13 protein-coding genes are annotated in these 15,829 nt (G+C 71.8%); 6 read left to right on the top strand and 7 right to left on the bottom strand.

Features of this window, described 5'->3' with window-relative positions; translation table 11 throughout:
• Nucleotides 1-192 precede the first annotated feature (192 nt).
• From VQ03_RS28475 to VQ03_RS28465, 3 genes are all read left to right on the top strand, one after another.
• Nucleotides 193-1,344: an electron transfer flavoprotein subunit alpha/FixB family protein gene (locus tag VQ03_RS28475; protein WP_048454293.1), complete on the top strand. Its 1,152-nt coding sequence runs from the start codon at nt 193-195 to the stop codon at nt 1,342-1,344.
• Complete coding sequence (locus VQ03_RS28470) at nt 1,341-2,135, top strand: electron transfer flavoprotein subunit beta (protein WP_048454292.1); 795 nt, start codon at nt 1,341-1,343, stop codon at nt 2,133-2,135. The genes VQ03_RS28475 and VQ03_RS28470 overlap by 4 nt, the downstream gene beginning before the upstream one ends.
• Before the next feature lie 267 nt (nt 2,136-2,402).
• On the top strand, nt 2,403-3,785 hold the full coding sequence (locus VQ03_RS28465; RefSeq protein ID WP_048454291.1) for a mercuric reductase: 1,383 nt from the start codon (nt 2,403-2,405) through the stop codon (nt 3,783-3,785).
• A 661-nt stretch (nt 3,786-4,446) separates the two neighbouring features.
• Here VQ03_RS28465 and VQ03_RS28460 read toward each other — a convergent pair.
• Nucleotides 4,447-4,776 (bottom strand): hypothetical protein, encoded by a 330-nt coding sequence (locus VQ03_RS28460; protein WP_048454290.1) that lies wholly within the window; start codon nt 4,774-4,776, stop codon nt 4,447-4,449.
• A 311-nt stretch (nt 4,777-5,087) separates the two neighbouring features.
• On the opposite strand from VQ03_RS28460, the gene VQ03_RS28455 reads away from it, so the two are divergent.
• Together VQ03_RS28455 and VQ03_RS28450 are read left to right on the top strand one after the other, a co-directional pair.
• Nucleotides 5,088-5,831, top strand: coding sequence for a sensor histidine kinase (locus VQ03_RS28455; protein ID WP_245292229.1), 744 nt, complete (start codon nt 5,088-5,090; stop codon nt 5,829-5,831).
• A gap of 359 nt (nt 5,832-6,190) precedes the next feature.
• Nucleotides 6,191-6,448 (top strand): hypothetical protein, encoded by a 258-nt coding sequence (locus tag VQ03_RS28450; RefSeq protein WP_048454288.1) that lies wholly within the window; start codon nt 6,191-6,193, stop codon nt 6,446-6,448.
• Between the two features lie 159 nt (nt 6,449-6,607).
• Here VQ03_RS28450 and VQ03_RS28445 read toward each other — a convergent pair whose 3' ends face one another.
• From VQ03_RS28445 to VQ03_RS28425, 5 genes are all read right to left on the bottom strand, one after another.
• A complete protein-coding gene (locus tag VQ03_RS28445) occupies nt 6,608-7,972 on the bottom strand; it encodes an L-serine ammonia-lyase (protein ID WP_048454287.1) in 1,365 nt (454 codons plus the stop codon).
• A gap of 197 nt (nt 7,973-8,169) precedes the next feature.
• On the bottom strand, nt 8,170-8,736 hold the full coding sequence (locus VQ03_RS28440) for a sarcosine oxidase subunit gamma (protein ID WP_048454286.1): 567 nt from the start codon (nt 8,734-8,736) through the stop codon (nt 8,170-8,172).
• Nucleotides 8,729-11,713: a sarcosine oxidase subunit alpha family protein gene (locus tag VQ03_RS28435; protein ID WP_048454285.1), complete on the bottom strand. Its 2,985-nt coding sequence runs from the start codon at nt 11,711-11,713 to the stop codon at nt 8,729-8,731. The genes VQ03_RS28440 and VQ03_RS28435 overlap by 8 nt, the downstream gene beginning before the upstream one ends.
• On the bottom strand, nt 11,713-12,003 hold the full coding sequence (locus VQ03_RS28430; protein ID WP_048454284.1) for a sarcosine oxidase subunit delta: 291 nt from the start codon (nt 12,001-12,003) through the stop codon (nt 11,713-11,715). Before VQ03_RS28430 ends, VQ03_RS28435 begins: the two co-directional genes overlap by 1 nt.
• Before the next feature lie 32 nt (nt 12,004-12,035).
• Entirely contained in the window at nt 12,036-13,289 is a 1,254-nt protein-coding gene (locus VQ03_RS28425) for a sarcosine oxidase subunit beta family protein (protein ID WP_048454283.1), read from the bottom strand.
• A 279-nt stretch (nt 13,290-13,568) separates the two neighbouring features.
• Between VQ03_RS28425 and VQ03_RS28420 the strand changes: the two genes are divergently transcribed.
• Nucleotides 13,569-14,486, top strand: a complete 918-nt coding sequence (locus tag VQ03_RS28420; RefSeq protein ID WP_425350109.1) for a GlxA family transcriptional regulator — start codon at nt 13,569-13,571, stop codon at nt 14,484-14,486.
• Between the two features lie 433 nt (nt 14,487-14,919).
• Here the strand turns inward: VQ03_RS28420 and VQ03_RS28415 are convergent, their stop codons facing one another.
• Entirely contained in the window at nt 14,920-15,756 is an 837-nt protein-coding gene (locus VQ03_RS28415) for a glycine betaine ABC transporter substrate-binding protein (RefSeq protein ID WP_048454281.1), read from the bottom strand.
• Nucleotides 15,757-15,829: the final 73 nt, after the last annotated feature.

Here is a 15,829-nt window from a genome sequence, read left to right as displayed (position 1 = left end):
CTGCCCGGGGTCGCGCCCACCGCTGCCGGGGCCCGAGCGCGCCGGCGCGACCTCCCTGCCCACCGGCGGTTCTCGGGCGGCCTCACCCGCCCCCAGCGCCGGGTCCGCGAACTCCGCGGCTCTCTCGCTCCGGCCGGTGCTGGCCGCCCATGGCCCCCCCCCCGCCGCGACCCGCGCCCCGAGCGGGCGCCAATCCAGGTCGCCGCCGCGCCCCGCCCCCGCTACGACCGCAAGGCGCCGGCCTCCAGGGGTCGGCCGCGCCGCGATCCCCGCGCCGAGCAGGAGACCCGGCGCGTCCCCGGCGGCGCCCGCCCCCGCTACGACCTGAGCCAGACCGTGCGGTTCGGCCCCGCACCCGACGCCGAGCCGGCGCCGCGCCCGGCCGCGGACACGCCGCTGATCGTCGAGGCGCCCGCCTTCCTGGTCGCGGTCGTGCCCGACGCCCTCGGCGGGCGCCTCTCGGCCCATGACCGCCAGGTGCTGGGCGCGGCCCGGGCGCTCGCCGGGCGCGAGGGCGGCGTGGCGCTGGTCTCGCTCGGCCCCTGCGAGGGCGGCGGGCAGGCCGGGGCCGACCGTCACGTCGCACTCGAAAGCCCGGCCGGGGACGATCCGGCCAGCCGGGCCGCCGGCATCGCCGCGGCGCTCCGGGAGCTGCGCCCGCGCCACGTCCTGTTCCCCGAATCGCTGGCCGGCGGCGACCTCGCCCGCCGGGTCGCCCTGCGGATGGGCGCGCCGCTGTTCGACAATGCCGAGGTGGTCGGCCCCCAAGGCCTGGTCCGCCCGGCGCGTGGGCGCCGCGTCGAGCAGCGGGTGGCGCCCGGCCTGCTCGCCACCGTGGCGCCGGACGCCGTCGCCGAGCATGCCGGCCCCCCCCGCGAGGCGCGGCCGCTGGCGCTCGAGAGCCCGTCGGCCGAGCCGCCGCCGTCGCCGATCCTCTCGGCCGTGCGCATCCCGGCCGACCCGGCGACGGTGCCGCTCGCGCTCGCCCGGTTCGTCACCGCGGCCGGCAACGGCATCCACGACCTCGACACCTTCCGGCAGCTCGTCGCGGCCCTGCACGCCACTCCGGGCGCCAGCCGCGTCCTGTGCGATGCCGGGCTGATGCCGCGCCACGCCCAGGTCGGCGCCTCCGGCACGGTGCTCGCCGCGACCTGCTACTTCGCGCTCGGTATTTCCGGCGCGCCGCAGCACCTCCAGGGCGTGGCCGGCTGCGAGCACGTGGTCGCGGTCAACACCGACCTGCACGCGGCGATGATCGAGCGGGCGGGCCTCGCCATCGTGCAGGACGCCCAGGCCGTGATGCCGGCGCTGCTGCGCCTGCTCGCCGAGGAGGAGGGCCGATGAGGATCGCGGTGCTGCTCTCGGAGGGCCGCCACCCGGTCTCCGGCGCGTCGGTGCTGCCCCGGCTGGAGGCCCAGGCGATCCGGATCGCCGCTGGCCTGGGCCAGGCTTACGGCCTCCATGCCGGCCCCGATGCCGCCTCGGTGGCCGAAGCGTTGGGCCAGGGGCTCGGGCGCATCGAGCACGTCGTCCTCGCGGCCGAGGCCGATCCGGTGCCGGCGCTCGCCGCGCGGCTCCGGGCCACGGCGCCCGACCTCGTGCTCGCCGGGCGGCGCGGCCAGGGCGGGGACGAGACCGGGATGGTCCCCTATGCCCTGGCGGCGGCCTTGGGCCTGCCGCTGATCCCCGACGTGGTCGCGGCCGGAGCCGGGGACGCGGAGGCCGGGACATTGTGCCTCGACCGGAGCCTCGGCCGCGGCGATCGCCTGCGGGTGGTGGTGCGCGGGCCCGTCGTGGCGACGGTGCATCCGGACGCCCCGGCGCCCCTCGCCTACGCGTTCGGCCGGGCGCGGCGCGGGTCGATCGACCGGCTCGACCCCGGGCCGGCCCCGGTCGCGGCGCCCGTCACCGCCGAGGAGCGGCCCTATCGCCGCCGCCCCAGGCTCGTGAAGGGTGCCCCCACCGGCGGCTCGGCGGCGGAGCGCCTGAAGGCGGCGACGGGCGAAGCGGGTCCGGCGGCGGGCGGACGCCTCCTCGTCCACCCGGATCCCGACGAGGCGGCGCGGGAGATCCTGGCCCATCTGCGCCGGATCGGCGTCGTATCGCCGCCGGCTTCCGGATCGCGAGGCGGCTGAGCCGTCCGGGAACAGCGCGCCGGCGCCGAAAGAGAGCGGCCGGAGCCTTCGCCCCGACGCGCCCGTGACCGCGCCCGGCGCGGCTTGCCTGACACCTTCGTATGAGCGCGTGTGCGGAAGGTGTGATCGCGCTCAGACCTCCCGTCGATATCCTGGCGGGGCCAGGCCGGTAGAGTGAGCCTCATCGCCGGCCCGGGGATCGGTTCACGGGCGCGGCTGTCCTCGAACCGGCAGCACGGCCGATCCGATGCGTGGAGGAGACGTGCGATGAGCGAGCATTACGACACCGTGGTGATCGGCAGCGGCGAGGGCGGCAAGTTCCTGGCCTGGGACCTGGGGAAGTCGGGGCAGCGGGTCGCGGTGGTCGAGCGCCGCTGGATCGGCGGCTCCTGCCCCAATACCAACTGCCTGCCGAGCAAGAACGAGATCTGGAGCGCCGAAATCGCCCATCTCGCGAGGAAGGCCGGCCAGTACGGCGTCGAGACCGGCCCGGTCCGGGTGGACATGCGCCGCGTGGTCGAGCGCAAGCGGGCGATGGTGGCCGGCCTCGTCGACATGCACCTCGACAAGTACCGCGACAGCGGCGCCGAGCTGGTCATGGGCAGCGCGCGGTTCACCGGCCCGAAGACGATCGCGGTCGCGCTGAATGCGGGCGGCGAGCGGATCCTGACCGCCGACACCATCGTCCTGAACCTCGGCACGCGCCCGGTCGTTCCCGGCGTGCCGGGCCTGCGCGAGGCGCAGCCGCTCACCAACATCGAGGCGCTGGAACTCGATGCCCTGCCCGACCATCTCATCGTGCTGGGCGGGGGCTATGTCGGCCTCGAACTGGCGCAGGCCTATCGCCGGTTCGGCAGCGCCGTCACGGTGATCGAGCGCGGCGACCGGATCGCGGGCCGCGAGGACCCGGACGTGGCGGACGAGCTGGCCCGGCTCCTCGCGGACGAGGGCATCGCGATCCGGACGGGAACCGAGGTGGCGGGCGTGCGCGGCCGCTCGGGGGATGCCGTCGAGGTTGCGGTGCGCTCGAAGGCGGGCGAGGCCGTCGTGGCGGGCAGCCACATCCTGGTCGCGGCGGGGCGCGCGCCCAACACCGACGGGATCGGGCTCGACCTGGCCGGCGTGGCGCTCACCGAGCGCGGCATGATCCGGGTCGACGACCGCCTCGCCACGACGGCGCCGGGCATCTGGGCGATCGGCGAATGCGCCGGCAGCCCGGCCTTCACCCATGCCTCGGCGGACGATTACCGGGTGGTCCGCGACGCCCTCAGGGGCGGCCGTCGCTCGACCGCCGGACGGCTGATGCCCTACTGCCTGTTCACCGACCCGCCGCTGGCCCGGGTGGGCCTGAGCGAGGCGGAGGCGCGGGCGAGCGGCGCGGAGATCCGGGTCGCGACGCTGCCGATGCGGGCGGTGCTGCGCACCCGGACCACGGGCCTGACCGAGGGTTTCATGAAGGCGGTGATCGGGCCGGACGACCGGATCCTCGGCTTCGCGATGCTCGGCGCCGATGCCGGCGAGGTCATGGCGGCGGTCCAGGTCGCGATGCTGGCCGGCCTGCCCCATACCGCCTTGCGCGACGCGGTCCTGGCGCATCCGACGACGGCCGAGGGGTTGAACGCCCTGTTCGCGGCCGTGCCGGAGGCCTGATACCGCGGCGCCTCCGAGCGGATTCGCTCGAAGGCGCGATGGTATGACAGCCTGTTTGAGTGAAACGACAGAATTGAAGCGCTCCATCGTCATCCCGGGGCCGCGCAGCGGAGCCCGGGATCCGTGATAATTTGCGAGACCAGTAAAATAGACTTTGAGACGCGTCAGGTCTCTGCGGCGGGCGGCTCGGCCGCCACAATGCGGGAGCTGTCGTCGCAGACCGGCATCTCGCCCGCGAAGGTCGCGCCACCCTCCTCGCGGTCGCCGCGAAGGCGAGGAACACGAAGGTCGCGACGAGGGACCCGCTGCCGAGCACCGGCGCCAGCAGGATGCCGGAGACGATGGTCCCGGCGCAGCCGACGATGAGGACGCGGAGTTGGGTCGGGTCGATGCGGTCCGGTGCGGTCGGACGGCCAACTCGCCGTACCGCGTCCCGTCGGTGGGATGCGCGCGCCGCGCCGGCGAAGGACCGGCGCGGCTCACGGTGCCATACCAACGGCCTAAGACGCTGACGCATCACACTCGATCTCGGGCAAGCCCGAGATCGACGAGTCCGCTGGACCATCTCGAATTTTCAACACCAAGCCCAGACGTCCGAGACCTTGGGCTTGACGAGAATTCGAGACCGGAACCAAAGGTCGTTTTCTTTCGACCGTTGATATCACTCCGGGATCAGGGCGTCGGCGGGTCCGCCGGCATGGCTGCCGGAATAGCGATAGGCCGGATCGACCACCCGTCGCGTCACCGGAGCGGGCGCACCTTCGGGGATCAGGGCGTCGGCGGGCCCGCCGGCATGGCTGCCGGAATAGCGATAGGCCGGATCGACCGTGCGAGGCACGACCGGAGCCGGCACCCCCTCGGGGATGAGCGCGTCGGCGGGTCCGCCGGCATGCGGCCCCGAATACCGGTAGGCGGAGGGGGCGCCCTGCGCCGCCGCGCCGCCAGTGGACGCCGCGACGAGCAGCGCGCAGAGCAGGTGCCGTGTCGTCATGATCCGTTCCTCGTCTCGACCGGTGAAAAATTTGTCTCCACTTGGAGACGGTCCAGATTTACCGAATTGAGAAGGAATTGTCAGTCAGACCGGCGTCTGTCGTCGTCATGACGACAGATGATCTCCTCATACCGCAGTATAGGTCCGCGAGACCGACGCACCCGGTGTCCCGGACGGCGCGACGCGCGACGCTCCGGACCGGCCGGGGCAAACCTCCGTATGATTTCGCACCCTACGGCCACGATGCATGGTCCGACCATGGCCGCGGCGCCCCGAATCCGGGGCCTGGCGAGGAGGCGGGGATGGGAGGGATGATGGCGATTCCGGCAGGTGGCGATGCCCTCACCCGCGCCGAGGCCGCCCGCAGCGCCATGGCCCGGCTCCTCGCCGTGGCCGGCCACGATCTCAAGCAGCCGCTCCAGGTTGCCCTCATGGCCATCGAGTGCGCGGTCTCCGACGGCGTCGCGCCCAGGGCCGCCGCCCGGCTCGGCCAAGCCAGCGACGCCCTTGTGCGGCTCGGCCGCGAGCTCGACGACCTCGCCCGCACCTCCCAGGTCGGCGACGCGCCGCCGCGTCTCGGCCCGGTGCCCCTCGGTCCCCTGCTCGCCGCGGTCGCGGCGGAGTGGCAGCCCTATGCCGAGGCGGTCGGGGTCCGCCTGCGGGTGCGCCCCTCGGGGGGGCGGGCGGAGAGCGAGGCCGCGATGCTCGCCACGATCCTGCGCAACCTCGTCGGCAACGCCGTCAAGTATGCGGGCCGGGGCGGTCGGGTGGTCGTCGGGTGCCGGCGGCGGCGGGGCCGGATCGTGATCGAGATCCACGACGACGGGCCGGGCATCGCGCCCGAGCGGCTCGCCGGCATCTTCGAGGCCTTCGACCGGGCCGGCCGCCGCGACGGCGCCGGTCTCGGCCTCGGGCTCCACATCGTGCGCCAGACCGCGCAGGCGCTCGGCCACGCGGTCGGCGTGCGATCCCGCTGCGGCCGGGGCTCGGTCTTCAGCGTGAGCGTGGGCCGCTCCACGCACGAGGCGTCGGGCGGGACCGTCCTGCACGGCTGAGCGGTCCCGGCGCTGCGCGACACCCTGCCCTGAGGGCGCGTGGCCCTGATCGAGGAAAGACAGGAGCGCCGGCTCCCCCCGCCCATGCGGGAGGGGGCGAAATCGCGCTTGCTCCTCGGACCAATCGTCTCCAAAGGCTTCGCGCCCGCTCGCAGCGGGGAAGCGCTGCGCCCGTCCTCCCCCGATCAGCCCCGCAGGGCGTTCCGCGACGGTTTCGTCACTTCTATACCTTGGTATGTTGCGCAAGGATCAACGTATGCGCTTGTTCATATTTGACGATGATTTTCACATTTTGAAAAATACGTAAATTCGAAACACACGCCGCACTTCTCGGGCGGCGCGATTTCGGAGATGGCCAGATGTCGCACCGGATAGTCTTCGCCACTGCCTTCCTTGCCGCCGCCACCGGCAGCGCTCTCGCGCAGCCGATGCACACGATCGACGTGTGGGGCGCGCGGATCGAGGTGCCGAACCAGGGTCCCGGCGGCCTGTTCGGCGACCGCGCACCGCTCTCCCGTGACGTCGCGACCGGCGCGACGGTGCTCCGGGTTCCGGCAGCCGGGCCCCTGGCGCATACCGCCCCGGCCCGTCTGGACACGCGCGGGCGCCGGCCTTGACCCCAGGCCAGCCGGCATCTCGCGGGCCGGCAGGATGCGGGGCCCGTTCCCGGACATCCCCGAGCCCGCGAGCGATCGTTCCAGAAGCGCGGCGGCGGCCGGATTGCGTCTTCGCCGAGGACGGCAGCGAACGTTAGGATGGGCTCACCCCTTCCGGCGTCAGCAGGCCGCGACGTTGACCGCGAGCCCGCCGAGCGAGGTCTCCTTGTACTTCGCCTGCATGTCGTGCCCGGTCTGGCGCATAGTCTCGATGACCTGATCGAGGCTGACGCAATGCACGCCGTCGCCGTGCAGGGCCAGGGAGGCGGCGGCGACCGCCTTGTTGGCCCCGAAGGCGTTGCGCTCGATGCAGGGGATCTGGACCAGTCCGCCGACGGGGTCGCAGGTCATGCCGAGATGGTGCTCCATGGCGATCTCGGCGGCATTCGCGACCTGGCGGGGGCAGCCGCCGAGCACGGAGGCGAGACCCGCCGCGGCCATGGCGGCGGCCGAGCCGACCTCGCCCTGGCAGCCGACCTCGGCACCGGAGATCGAGGCGCGGCGCTTGATCAGGCCGCCGATCGCGGCCGCGGTCAGCAGGTAGTCGCGGCCGCGCACCGCGTCCCAGTCTGGGCAGAATTCCGCGACGTAGCGCAGGACCGCCGGCACGATGCCCGCCGCCCCGTTGGTCGGCGCGGTGACCACCCGGCCGCCCGCGGCGTTCTCCTCGTTGACGGCCAGCGCGAACAGGCTGATCCAATCCATCACCTCGTGGGCCGGCCGGCTGTTGCTGAGCTTGCGCGCCTCCAGCGTCGCGTGGAGCCGCCGGGCGCGGCGGCGCACCGCGAGGCCGCCTGGCAGCACGCCGTCCATCCGCAGGCCGCGGGCGATGCAGGCGAGCATCGCGTCGCGGATCGCGTCGAGCCCGGCATCGATCGCCGCCTCCGGGCGCAAGGCACGCTCGTTCTCCCGCTGCACCTGCGCGATGGTGAGCCCGGTCCGGGCGCAGATCGCCAGGAGGCCGGCGCCGCTCGCGAAGGAATGGGGCACCGGAACGGCCCCGAGGCCGGATTCCGTCCCCTCGCCCTCGTTCTCGACGAAGCCGCCGCCGACCGAGTAGCACACCACCTCGTCGAGGATCGCGCCCGCCCGGTCATGGGCGCGAAAGCGCATGCCGTTGGTGTGGCGCGGCAGGACCTCGGTGACGTTGAAGACGAGGTCGCCCGCGGGGTCGAAGGTCACGCCGGCCAGGCCGGTCTCGTGGGTCTCGGCCAAGGCCCGCGTCTCGGCCTCGACGCAGTCGGGGTCGATCGTGGCCGGGTCGTGACCGCGCAGGCCGAGGCCGATCGCCGTGTCGGTGGCGTGGCCCCGCCCGGTCCAGGCGAGCGAGCCGAACAGCTCGACGCTGACCCGCGCCACGTCGCCGGCGGTCCCAGCCCGCGGCGCGATCCGCGCGCGGAAGCGGCACGCGGCGACCATCGGGCCGATCGTGTGCGAGCTCGACGGGCCGATCCCGATCTTGAACAGGTCGAAGGCACTGATCATGGGGCGTCCTCAGAACCTGTCCGGTGGGTACGCTCATCCTGCCTGCGGCCTCATCCCGAGGCGCTGCCGCGTGCAGCAGCCTCGAAGGGGGCCTCCGTCGAGGTCAAGCGATCGTCGATCGAGCGACATCTCGGGATGCGGTCACGGAGAGGAGAGACAATAACCCGGGATACTATCCTCGCAAGGCAAACCGTTCCTCAGCCGGCCGACCGGGCGGCCTCGGTGAGGAACCCGTGGACGTAGGTCGAGAAGGAGCGCCAGCACTCGACGCGGTACAGCGGTACCGGGCCGGGACGCCGGATCAGCACGATCTCGGCCTTGCCGAGGAGGGTGCGGGTCGCGGTTCCGGCCGGGAAGGCAGCCTCGCCGAGATCGAGCGGGCAGCCGGCATTGAGCGCGACCGCGGCGCGCGCGCCGCTCACGTCGATGCCGACATTGCGGTGCGAGATGTCGACGATGGCGTGCGGCCGCTCTCCGAGGTCGGCGGCGAGCGCTGCCGGCAGGGCGTCGGCCTCGGCCTCGTCGCTGCCGATCAGCCACTCGTCGGGCCCGAGGCGGGCGATCCAGCGCCGCGCATCGCCGCTCACGGTGTTGATCGGCCGGTCGAGGGGAAGGCCCGCCGCCGACGGGCCGGGATCGCGGACGCGCAGGGAGACGTGCGCCTCGGCGCCGGCGGGCCGGATCAGGATGCCGGACCCGGCCGGATCGGCGGCCGGACGGCCGAGGGGGAGCGCGCGGGCGGTGCGGTAGAGGGCCTCAAGCATGGATGCGCTTGCCTTTGGGATCGAAGAAGACCGGATCGACGACGGTGACGCGGGCGAACCCCTCCGGCGTCGTGACGTGGAGGCTGCCGCCCTGGAGCGCGCGTCCGTCCGCCACGAGGGCCATCGCGATGGAGCGCCCGCAATTCGGGCTCCAGTAGCTCGAGGTGACGTGGCCGAGCATCCGCATCGGGATCGGCTGGCCCGGATCGTCGACGATCTGGGCGCCCTCCTCGAGGACGAGCTTGGGATTGTCGGTGACGAGGCCGACGAGCTGCTTGCGGCCGGCGGCGACCACGTCGGGCCGGACGAGGGAGCGCTTGCCGACGAAGTCCTTCTTCGCCTTGGCGATCATGCCGGACAGCCCGACATCGTCCGGCGTCACCGTGCCGTCGGTCTCCTGGCCGACGATGATGTAGCCCTTCTCGGCCCGCAGCACGTGCATCGTCTCGGTGCCGTAGGGCGTGATCCCGTACGGCTCGCCGGCCGCGTGGACCGCCTCCCAGACCGCGAGGGCATGGTCGGACGGCACGTTGATCTCGAAGCCGAGCTCGCCGGTGAACGAGACGCGGAACAGCCGGGTCGGGACGCCGCAGATGGTGCCTGAGCGCATCGCCATATGGGGAAACGCCTCGGGCGACAGGTCGATTCCCCCGACGAGGGGCGCGATCACCGCCCGGGCCTTCGGCCCCTGGAGGGCGATCACCGCCCATTGCTCGGTGGTCGAGGTGAGGAAGACCCGCAGGTCCGGCCACTCGGTCTGGAGGTAATCCTCCATATGGGCCAGCACCCGCGCCGCGCCGCCGGTCGTCGTGGTGACGTGGAAGCAATCGGGCGCGACCCGCGCCACCACGCCGTCGTCGAGGATGTAGCCGTCCTCCTTCAGCATCAGCCCGTAGCGGCAGCGCCCGACCTCGAGCTTCAGCCACGGGTTGATGTAGAGGCGGTTCATGAACTCGGCCGCGTCGGGCCCCACCACCTCGATCTTGCCGAGCGTCGAGGCGTCGAAGATCCCGACGCCCTCGCGGACGGCCTTGCATTCACGGGCGACCGCGTCGTGCAGGGTCTCGCCGGCCTTTGGGAAGTACCAGGCGCGGCGCCACAGGGCGACGTTCTCGAACGTGGCGCCGTGGCTTTCCGCCCAGTCGTGGATCGGCGTGGTGCGGATCGGATCGAACAGGGCGTGGCGCGCCGGGCCGACGAGCGTCCCGAACGTCACCGGCGTGTAGGGCGGCCGGAAGGTGGTGGTGCCGACGCTCGGCAGGGTGGTGTCGAGCTTGCCCGCGACGATGCCGAGGGCGTTCATGTTGGAGGTCTTGCCCTGGTCGGTCGCCATCCCGGTCGTGGTGTAGCGCTTGACGTGCTCGATCGACCGGAAGCCCTCGCGCACCGCGAGGCCGATATCCTTGGCGGTGACGTCGTTCTGGAAATCGACGAAGGCCCGGACCTTGGCCGGATCGGCATCGGTCGGCATCGCCCGCACCGGCCGGAAGCCGGTAAGGGTCGGGCTCGCGGTGAAGCGCCGCCGTTCCGCCGAGCCGGAGGCGGCGGCCCCGGCGGCGTCGCCCTCGGCGAGGCATGCGGCGAGGTCGTAGGTACCCTTGGCGGCACCCGCCGAGCGCTCGGCCTGCGCCGAGGTGCCGGGCACGAAGGCGTCGATCGTGGCCTCGTAGCCGAGCTTGCCGCGGGATTGCGAGAACAGGTGCACGGCCGGCGTCCAGCCGCCCGACATGCCGACGCAGTCGCACGGCAGGAGACGGTGCGCCCCGCAGCGGCCGGCGCGGTCGGCCGGCGCGACGACCAGGCCGGTGACGCGCTTGCCGCCCTTCGCGCCGATCACCGTGTGGCCGGTCAGGACCTCGATCCCGGCGGCGCGCAGCTCTACCAGTTCCGGCCCGCACTCGTCTTCCGCGCGCAGGTCGACGAGGGAGACGGCGAGGCCCGCGCCCTTGGCGTCGAGGGCCGCCGTATAGGCCGAGGCGCCGCTCGTCGCGAAGACGATGCGCCGGCCCGGCGCCACGCCGTAGCGGTTGAGGAAGACCCGCACGCTCTCGGCGAGCAGGATGCCGGGCCGGTCGTTGTCGGAAAAGACCAGCGGGCGCTCGTGGGAGCCGGTCGCCAGCACCACCTCGCCGGCCCGGACCTGCCAGAGCCGCTCGCGCGGCGCGGTGCCGGGATTGGGCAGGTGGTCGGTGATCCGCTCGGCCAGGGCGACGTGGTTGTGGTTGTAGTAGCCGAAGGCGGTGGTGCGGGGCAGCAGGATGACGTTCTCGCGGGAATCGAGCTCGGCGAGGGCCCCGTCCAGCCACTCCGCCGCCGGACGCCCGTCGATCTCGGCGCTCGTCTCGTGCAGGAGCGCGCCGCCGGGCTCCGGTCCCTCGTCGGCGAGGATCACGCGCTTGCCCGTGCGGGCGGCGGCGAGCGCCGCCGCCAGGCCGGCCGGTCCTGCCCCGACCACCAGCACCTCGCAATGGGCGTGGCGGTTGGCGTAGCGGTCCGGATCGGGCGCGGCCGGCGCCTTGCCGAGGCCCGCGGCGGCGCGGATCACCGGCTCGTAGACCCGGTCCCAGAATTTCTTGGGCCACATGAAGGTCTTGTAGTAGAACCCCGCCACGAAGACCGGCGACAGCAGGTCGTTGATCGCCCCGATATCGTGCTCGAGCGAGGGCCAGTGGTTCTGCGACAGGGTCTTCAGCCCGTCGCGCGCCTCCACCACCGAGGCGCGGTTGTTCGGGTCGATCCGGCCGGGACCGCGATCGACCGAGAGCAGCGCGCTCGGCTCGTCCGAGCCGTGGCTCAGGATGCCGCGCGGGCGGTGATACTTGAACGAGCGCCCGACGAGGTGGATGCCGTTGGCCAGCAGCGCCGAGGCGACGCTGTCGCCGTGGACGCCCTCGACGGTCCGGCCGTTGAAGGTGAAGCGGACCGGGCGGGTGCGGTCGATGCGGCCGCCCCGGGACAATCTGAACGGCTGTGCCATCATGCCCTCACGTCGGTGCTGTGGCTGGGCTGCGCGCCCGCCGGGTAGGTCTCGAGGAAGCGGTCGCTCACCGTGTCGCGCAGCGCGTTGAACCAGCGCCCGCAGCCATGGGCGTGGCACCAGCGCTCGGCATGCACGCCGCGCGGGTTGGCGCGCACGAACAGGTGCTCGGCCCATTGCTCGTCCGAGAGCGCCGCCGGGTCGGCGGGCCGGGCGATGTGGGCCTGTCCGCCGCAGCGGAACTCGGTCTCGGGTCGGTTGCCGCAATGGGGGCAGGCGATCAGCAGCATCGGGCGCCTCGTCGCGTCGGTGGAGGGATGGTTCAGTGCGCGACGGCCGCGGCGGCGGCCTCGTCGATCAGCCGCCCGGTGCGGAAGCGGTCGAGGGTGAAGGGCGCGTTGATCGGGTGCGGCGTGCCCGTGGCGAGGGTATGGGCGAAGACGTGGCCCGATCCCGGCGTCGCCTTGAAGCCGCCGGTGCCCCAGCCGCAATTGACGAACAGGTTCTCGACCGGGGTCTTGCCGATGATCGGCGAGCGGTCCGGTGTCACGTCGACGATGCCGCCCCAGGAGCGCAGCATCCGCATCCGGGTGAATTGCGGAAACAGCTCGCAGATCGCGTCGAGCGTGTGGGTGGTGATGTGGAGCCCGCCCTGCTGGCTGTACGACGTGTACTGGTCGGTGCCCGCCCCGATCACCAGCTCGCCCTTGTCCGATTGCGAGATGTAGGCGTGGACCGCGTTCGACATCACCACGCAGGGGAAGACCGGCTTGATCGGCTCCGAGACCAGCGCCTGCAGCGGATAGCTCTCGAGCGGCATGCGCACATCGGCCATCGCCATCACGGTCGAGGTGTGGCCGGCGGCCACCACCCCGATGCGGCCGGCCCTGATGAAGCCCCGGGTCGTCTCGACCCCGGTCGCCGCACCCGAGGCGTCGCGGCGGATGCCGGTGACGGCGCAGTTCTGGATGATGTCGACGCCGCGGGCATCCGCCCCGCGGGCATAGCCCCAGGCGACCGCGTCGTGGCGCGCGGTGCCGGCCCGGCGCTGCAGGGCGCCGCCGAGGACCGGGTAGCGCAGGCTCTCCCCGATATCGAGCGGCGGGCAGAACTCCCGGCACTGCTCCTTCGTCAGCCACTCGTTGTCGATGCCGTTGAGGCGGTTGGCATAGATGTGGCGCTTGAAGGACTGCACGTCGTGCAGGTTGTGCGCCAGCATCAGCACGCCGCGCTGCGAGAACATGACGTTGTAGTTCAGCTCCTGGGACAGGCCTTCCCAGAGCTTGAGCGCGTGCTCGTAGAGCGCGGCGCTCTCGTCGTAGAGATAGTTCGAGCGGATGATCGTGGTGTTGCGGCCGGTATTGCCGCCGCCGATCCAGCCCTTCTCCAGCACCGCCACGTTGGTGATGCCGTGGACGGTGGCCAGGTAGTAGGCGGTCGCGAGGCCATGGCCGCCGCCGCCGACGACGACGACGTCGTAGGCCGGTTTCGGCTGCGGGTCCCGCCACTGGCGGCCCCAGCCCCGGTGCCCCTTGAGGGATTCGGAGAGCAGCGACGAGAGGGAGAAGCGGCGCATGGATCGGCCTTCCTGTGTCACCGGATCATCGGAGGGGCGCCGCGCCGCGTCTTGCGCGACGGCGACCGCGAGTTTGGAATTTGCGACCTCGCGAAAATCCCCTCGAAAGTCCTCCTCCTGGGGCACCGATCCTGCTTGCTCTGCGCGCCACCCTGGAGCCATTCTCGGGTAGCGCTGCGATCTTTGCGATGGACGGGGACGATGGCGGTCGGGAGTGCCGGTCTGACGGCGAGGGGCGGTGCCGCCGTCGCCTCCGACGAGGTCACGGTGGTCGGCTTCATGCTCGTCGAGCATTTCTCGATGATCGCCTTCTCCTCGGCGATCGAGCCGCTGCGGCTCGCCAACCGGGCGGCGCGGCGCGAGCTCTACCGCTACTCGCTCTGGTCGGAGAACGGGAGGAGCTGCACCGCCTCGAACGGCGTCGAGGTCCAGGTCGCGGGCGCCTTCGGGGCGGCGCAGGACCTCGACATGGCGATCGTCTGCGGGGGCATCGACATCCATCGCCGGGACCACCGCGCGCTCCAGGCCAGCCTGCGTCGCAGCAGCATCCGCGGCGCGGCGATCGGGGCCGTGTGCACCGGCACCTACGTGCTCGCCAAGGCCGGGCTCCTCGACGGGTACCGGGCGACGATCCATTGGGAGAACCAGGCGAGCCTCGCCTCGGAGCATGACGGGCTGGAGGTCGGCTCCGACCTGTTCGAGATCGACCGCAACCGCTTCACCTGCGCCGGCGGCACCGCGGCGGCCGACATGATGCTGTCGCTGATCGTGCGCGACCACGGGCCGGACCTCGCCGCGGAGGTCGCCGACCAGCTCATCCACCACCGGATCCGCGAGGCGGGCGAGCGCCAGCGGATGGACCTGCGCATGCGCCTCGGCATCGCGCATCCGAAGCTGCTGCACGTCGTCGGCCTGATGGAGAAGACCTTCGCCGAACCTCTCGGCAGCCAGGAGCTGGCGGAGGCGGTGCAGCTCTCGAAGCGCCAGCTCGAACGCCTGTTCCTGAAGTATCTCGGCCGCTCGCCGGCCAAGCACTACCTGCGCATCCGCCTGGAGCACGCCCGGCACCTGATCCGCCAGACGGCGATGCCGCTCCTGACCATCGCGATCGAGTGCGGCTTCACCTCGGCCTCGCATTTCTCGAAGGCCTATCTCGACCATTTCGGCCGGCCACCGAGCAGCGAGCGGAAGGTGTGAGGCCTGTTTGATCGATCTCTGCAGATCTCACATCCACTGCGCCATTCCGGACTCCGCTGCGCGGCCCCGGGACGACAATGGCTCAGGATGACGTGGCGTTTAGTATAATTAAAAATTTCATCAATACTCGAGTATAAAATCTGCTCAAACATGCCTCGCGAACAGATTAAGGACTCCATTCATAGCATGTTCGCGGCACACGACACGGCAGGTTGCGCGATGCGGGGGCGACGGCCGAGAGCATGACCCCTCCCCTCTCCCGCACCCGCACAGCCTCCTGTGTCGTGTGCCGTGTAGAACAATGACGCGAATTTGAACGTGATGATTCACTATTGGAATCCATCATGTCATTCCGCGCTCCGCTGCGCGGCTCCGGAATGACACGAAGGGGTTCGACTCGGCCGGGCCAAGCCGACCCGACGATCTGACGCCGCTACTTCAGCCAACCATCCACGGTCGCCCGGTTCGCCGCGATCCACTTGGCGGCGGTCTCGGTGGGCTTGGCGCCCTTCTCCTCGTTCTCCGCCATCACCGCCTCCTCGTCCTTGATCGAGAGCTTGAACTTCTTGAGGATGGCGTAGACCTCCGGCATGTCGTCCTTCAGGCCCTTGCGCGCGAGCGTGTTGACGCTCTCGTCGTCACCGAAGGCCTTCTTCGGGTCGGCGAGGTATTTCAGCTCGTAGCGCGCGAACATCCAGTGCGGCGTCCAGGCGGTGACGACGATGTCCTTCTTCTGGCGGATGGCATCCTTGAGGGCGCTGGTCATCGTGGCGTCGCTGCCGTCGACGAGCTTGACCGGGAGGCCGTAGGCCTTGATCGCCGCCTCCGAGGTCTTCATCACGCCGGCACCCGGATCGATGCCGATCACCTTGCCCTCGACCTGCGCCGACTTGGTCTTCAGGTCCTCGATCGAGGTGAGGGACGAGTAGGCCGGCACCGCCCAGCCGATCTTCGCGCCGGTGACGTTCGGGCCGATCAGCTCGAGGCGGTTCTTCAGCTTGTCGTAATAGGCGGCCTGGGTGAGCGGCAGCCAGGCCGCGACGCTCGCGTCGGCGTCCCCGGTCGCCACCGCCTGCCACATGGCCGCCGCGGCGAGCGGGATGGTCTTCACTTGGTAGCCCTTCTCCTCCAGCACCTGCTTGAGGATGTTGGTGGCGACCACGGCGTCGGCCCACTCGACATAGGCGAGCCGCACCTGCTTGTCCGCCGCCTCGGCCGGGCTCTGGGCGAGGGCGAGGCACAGGAGGACACCCAGCATTCGTGCGCGCATCGATCGATCTTTCCGAGAGGGAGGCGAGGGGGGAGGAAGAGGGTGCGCCGCCGGTCAGGCGGCGGTGCCGGGC

This window comes from Methylobacterium tarhaniae, from assembly GCF_001043955.1.
GTDB lineage: Bacteria > Pseudomonadota > Alphaproteobacteria > Rhizobiales > Beijerinckiaceae > Methylobacterium > Methylobacterium tarhaniae.
This window is presented reverse-complemented; position numbering and strand designations above follow the sequence as displayed.

Excerpts from the sequence above, each read along its gene's own strand:
- VQ03_RS28470 (WP_048454292.1), top strand. The coding sequence starts at position 1,341 with ATGAGGATCGCGGTGCTGCTCTCGGAGGGCCGCCACCCGGTCTCCGGC.
- VQ03_RS28465 (WP_048454291.1), top strand. The coding sequence starts at position 2,403 with ATGAGCGAGCATTACGACACCGTGGTGATCGGCAGCGGCGAGGGCGGC.
- VQ03_RS28460 (WP_048454290.1), bottom strand. The coding sequence starts at position 4,776 with ATGACGACACGGCACCTGCTCTGCGCGCTGCTCGTCGCGGCGTCCACT.
- VQ03_RS28455 (WP_245292229.1), top strand. The coding sequence starts at position 5,088 with ATGATGGCGATTCCGGCAGGTGGCGATGCCCTCACCCGCGCCGAGGCC.
- VQ03_RS28450 (WP_048454288.1), top strand. The coding sequence starts at position 6,191 with ATGTCGCACCGGATAGTCTTCGCCACTGCCTTCCTTGCCGCCGCCACC.
- VQ03_RS28445 (WP_048454287.1), bottom strand. The coding sequence starts at position 7,972 with ATGATCAGTGCCTTCGACCTGTTCAAGATCGGGATCGGCCCGTCGAGC.
- VQ03_RS28440 (WP_048454286.1), bottom strand. The coding sequence starts at position 8,736 with ATGCTTGAGGCCCTCTACCGCACCGCCCGCGCGCTCCCCCTCGGCCGT.
- VQ03_RS28435 (WP_048454285.1), bottom strand. The coding sequence starts at position 11,713 with ATGGCACAGCCGTTCAGATTGTCCCGGGGCGGCCGCATCGACCGCACC.
- VQ03_RS28430 (WP_048454284.1), bottom strand. The coding sequence starts at position 12,003 with ATGCTGCTGATCGCCTGCCCCCATTGCGGCAACCGACCCGAGACCGAG.
- VQ03_RS28425 (WP_048454283.1), bottom strand. The coding sequence starts at position 13,289 with ATGCGCCGCTTCTCCCTCTCGTCGCTGCTCTCCGAATCCCTCAAGGGG.
- VQ03_RS28420 (WP_425350109.1), top strand. The coding sequence starts at position 13,569 with ATGCTCGTCGAGCATTTCTCGATGATCGCCTTCTCCTCGGCGATCGAG.
- VQ03_RS28415 (WP_048454281.1), bottom strand. The coding sequence starts at position 15,756 with ATGCGCGCACGAATGCTGGGTGTCCTCCTGTGCCTCGCCCTCGCCCAG.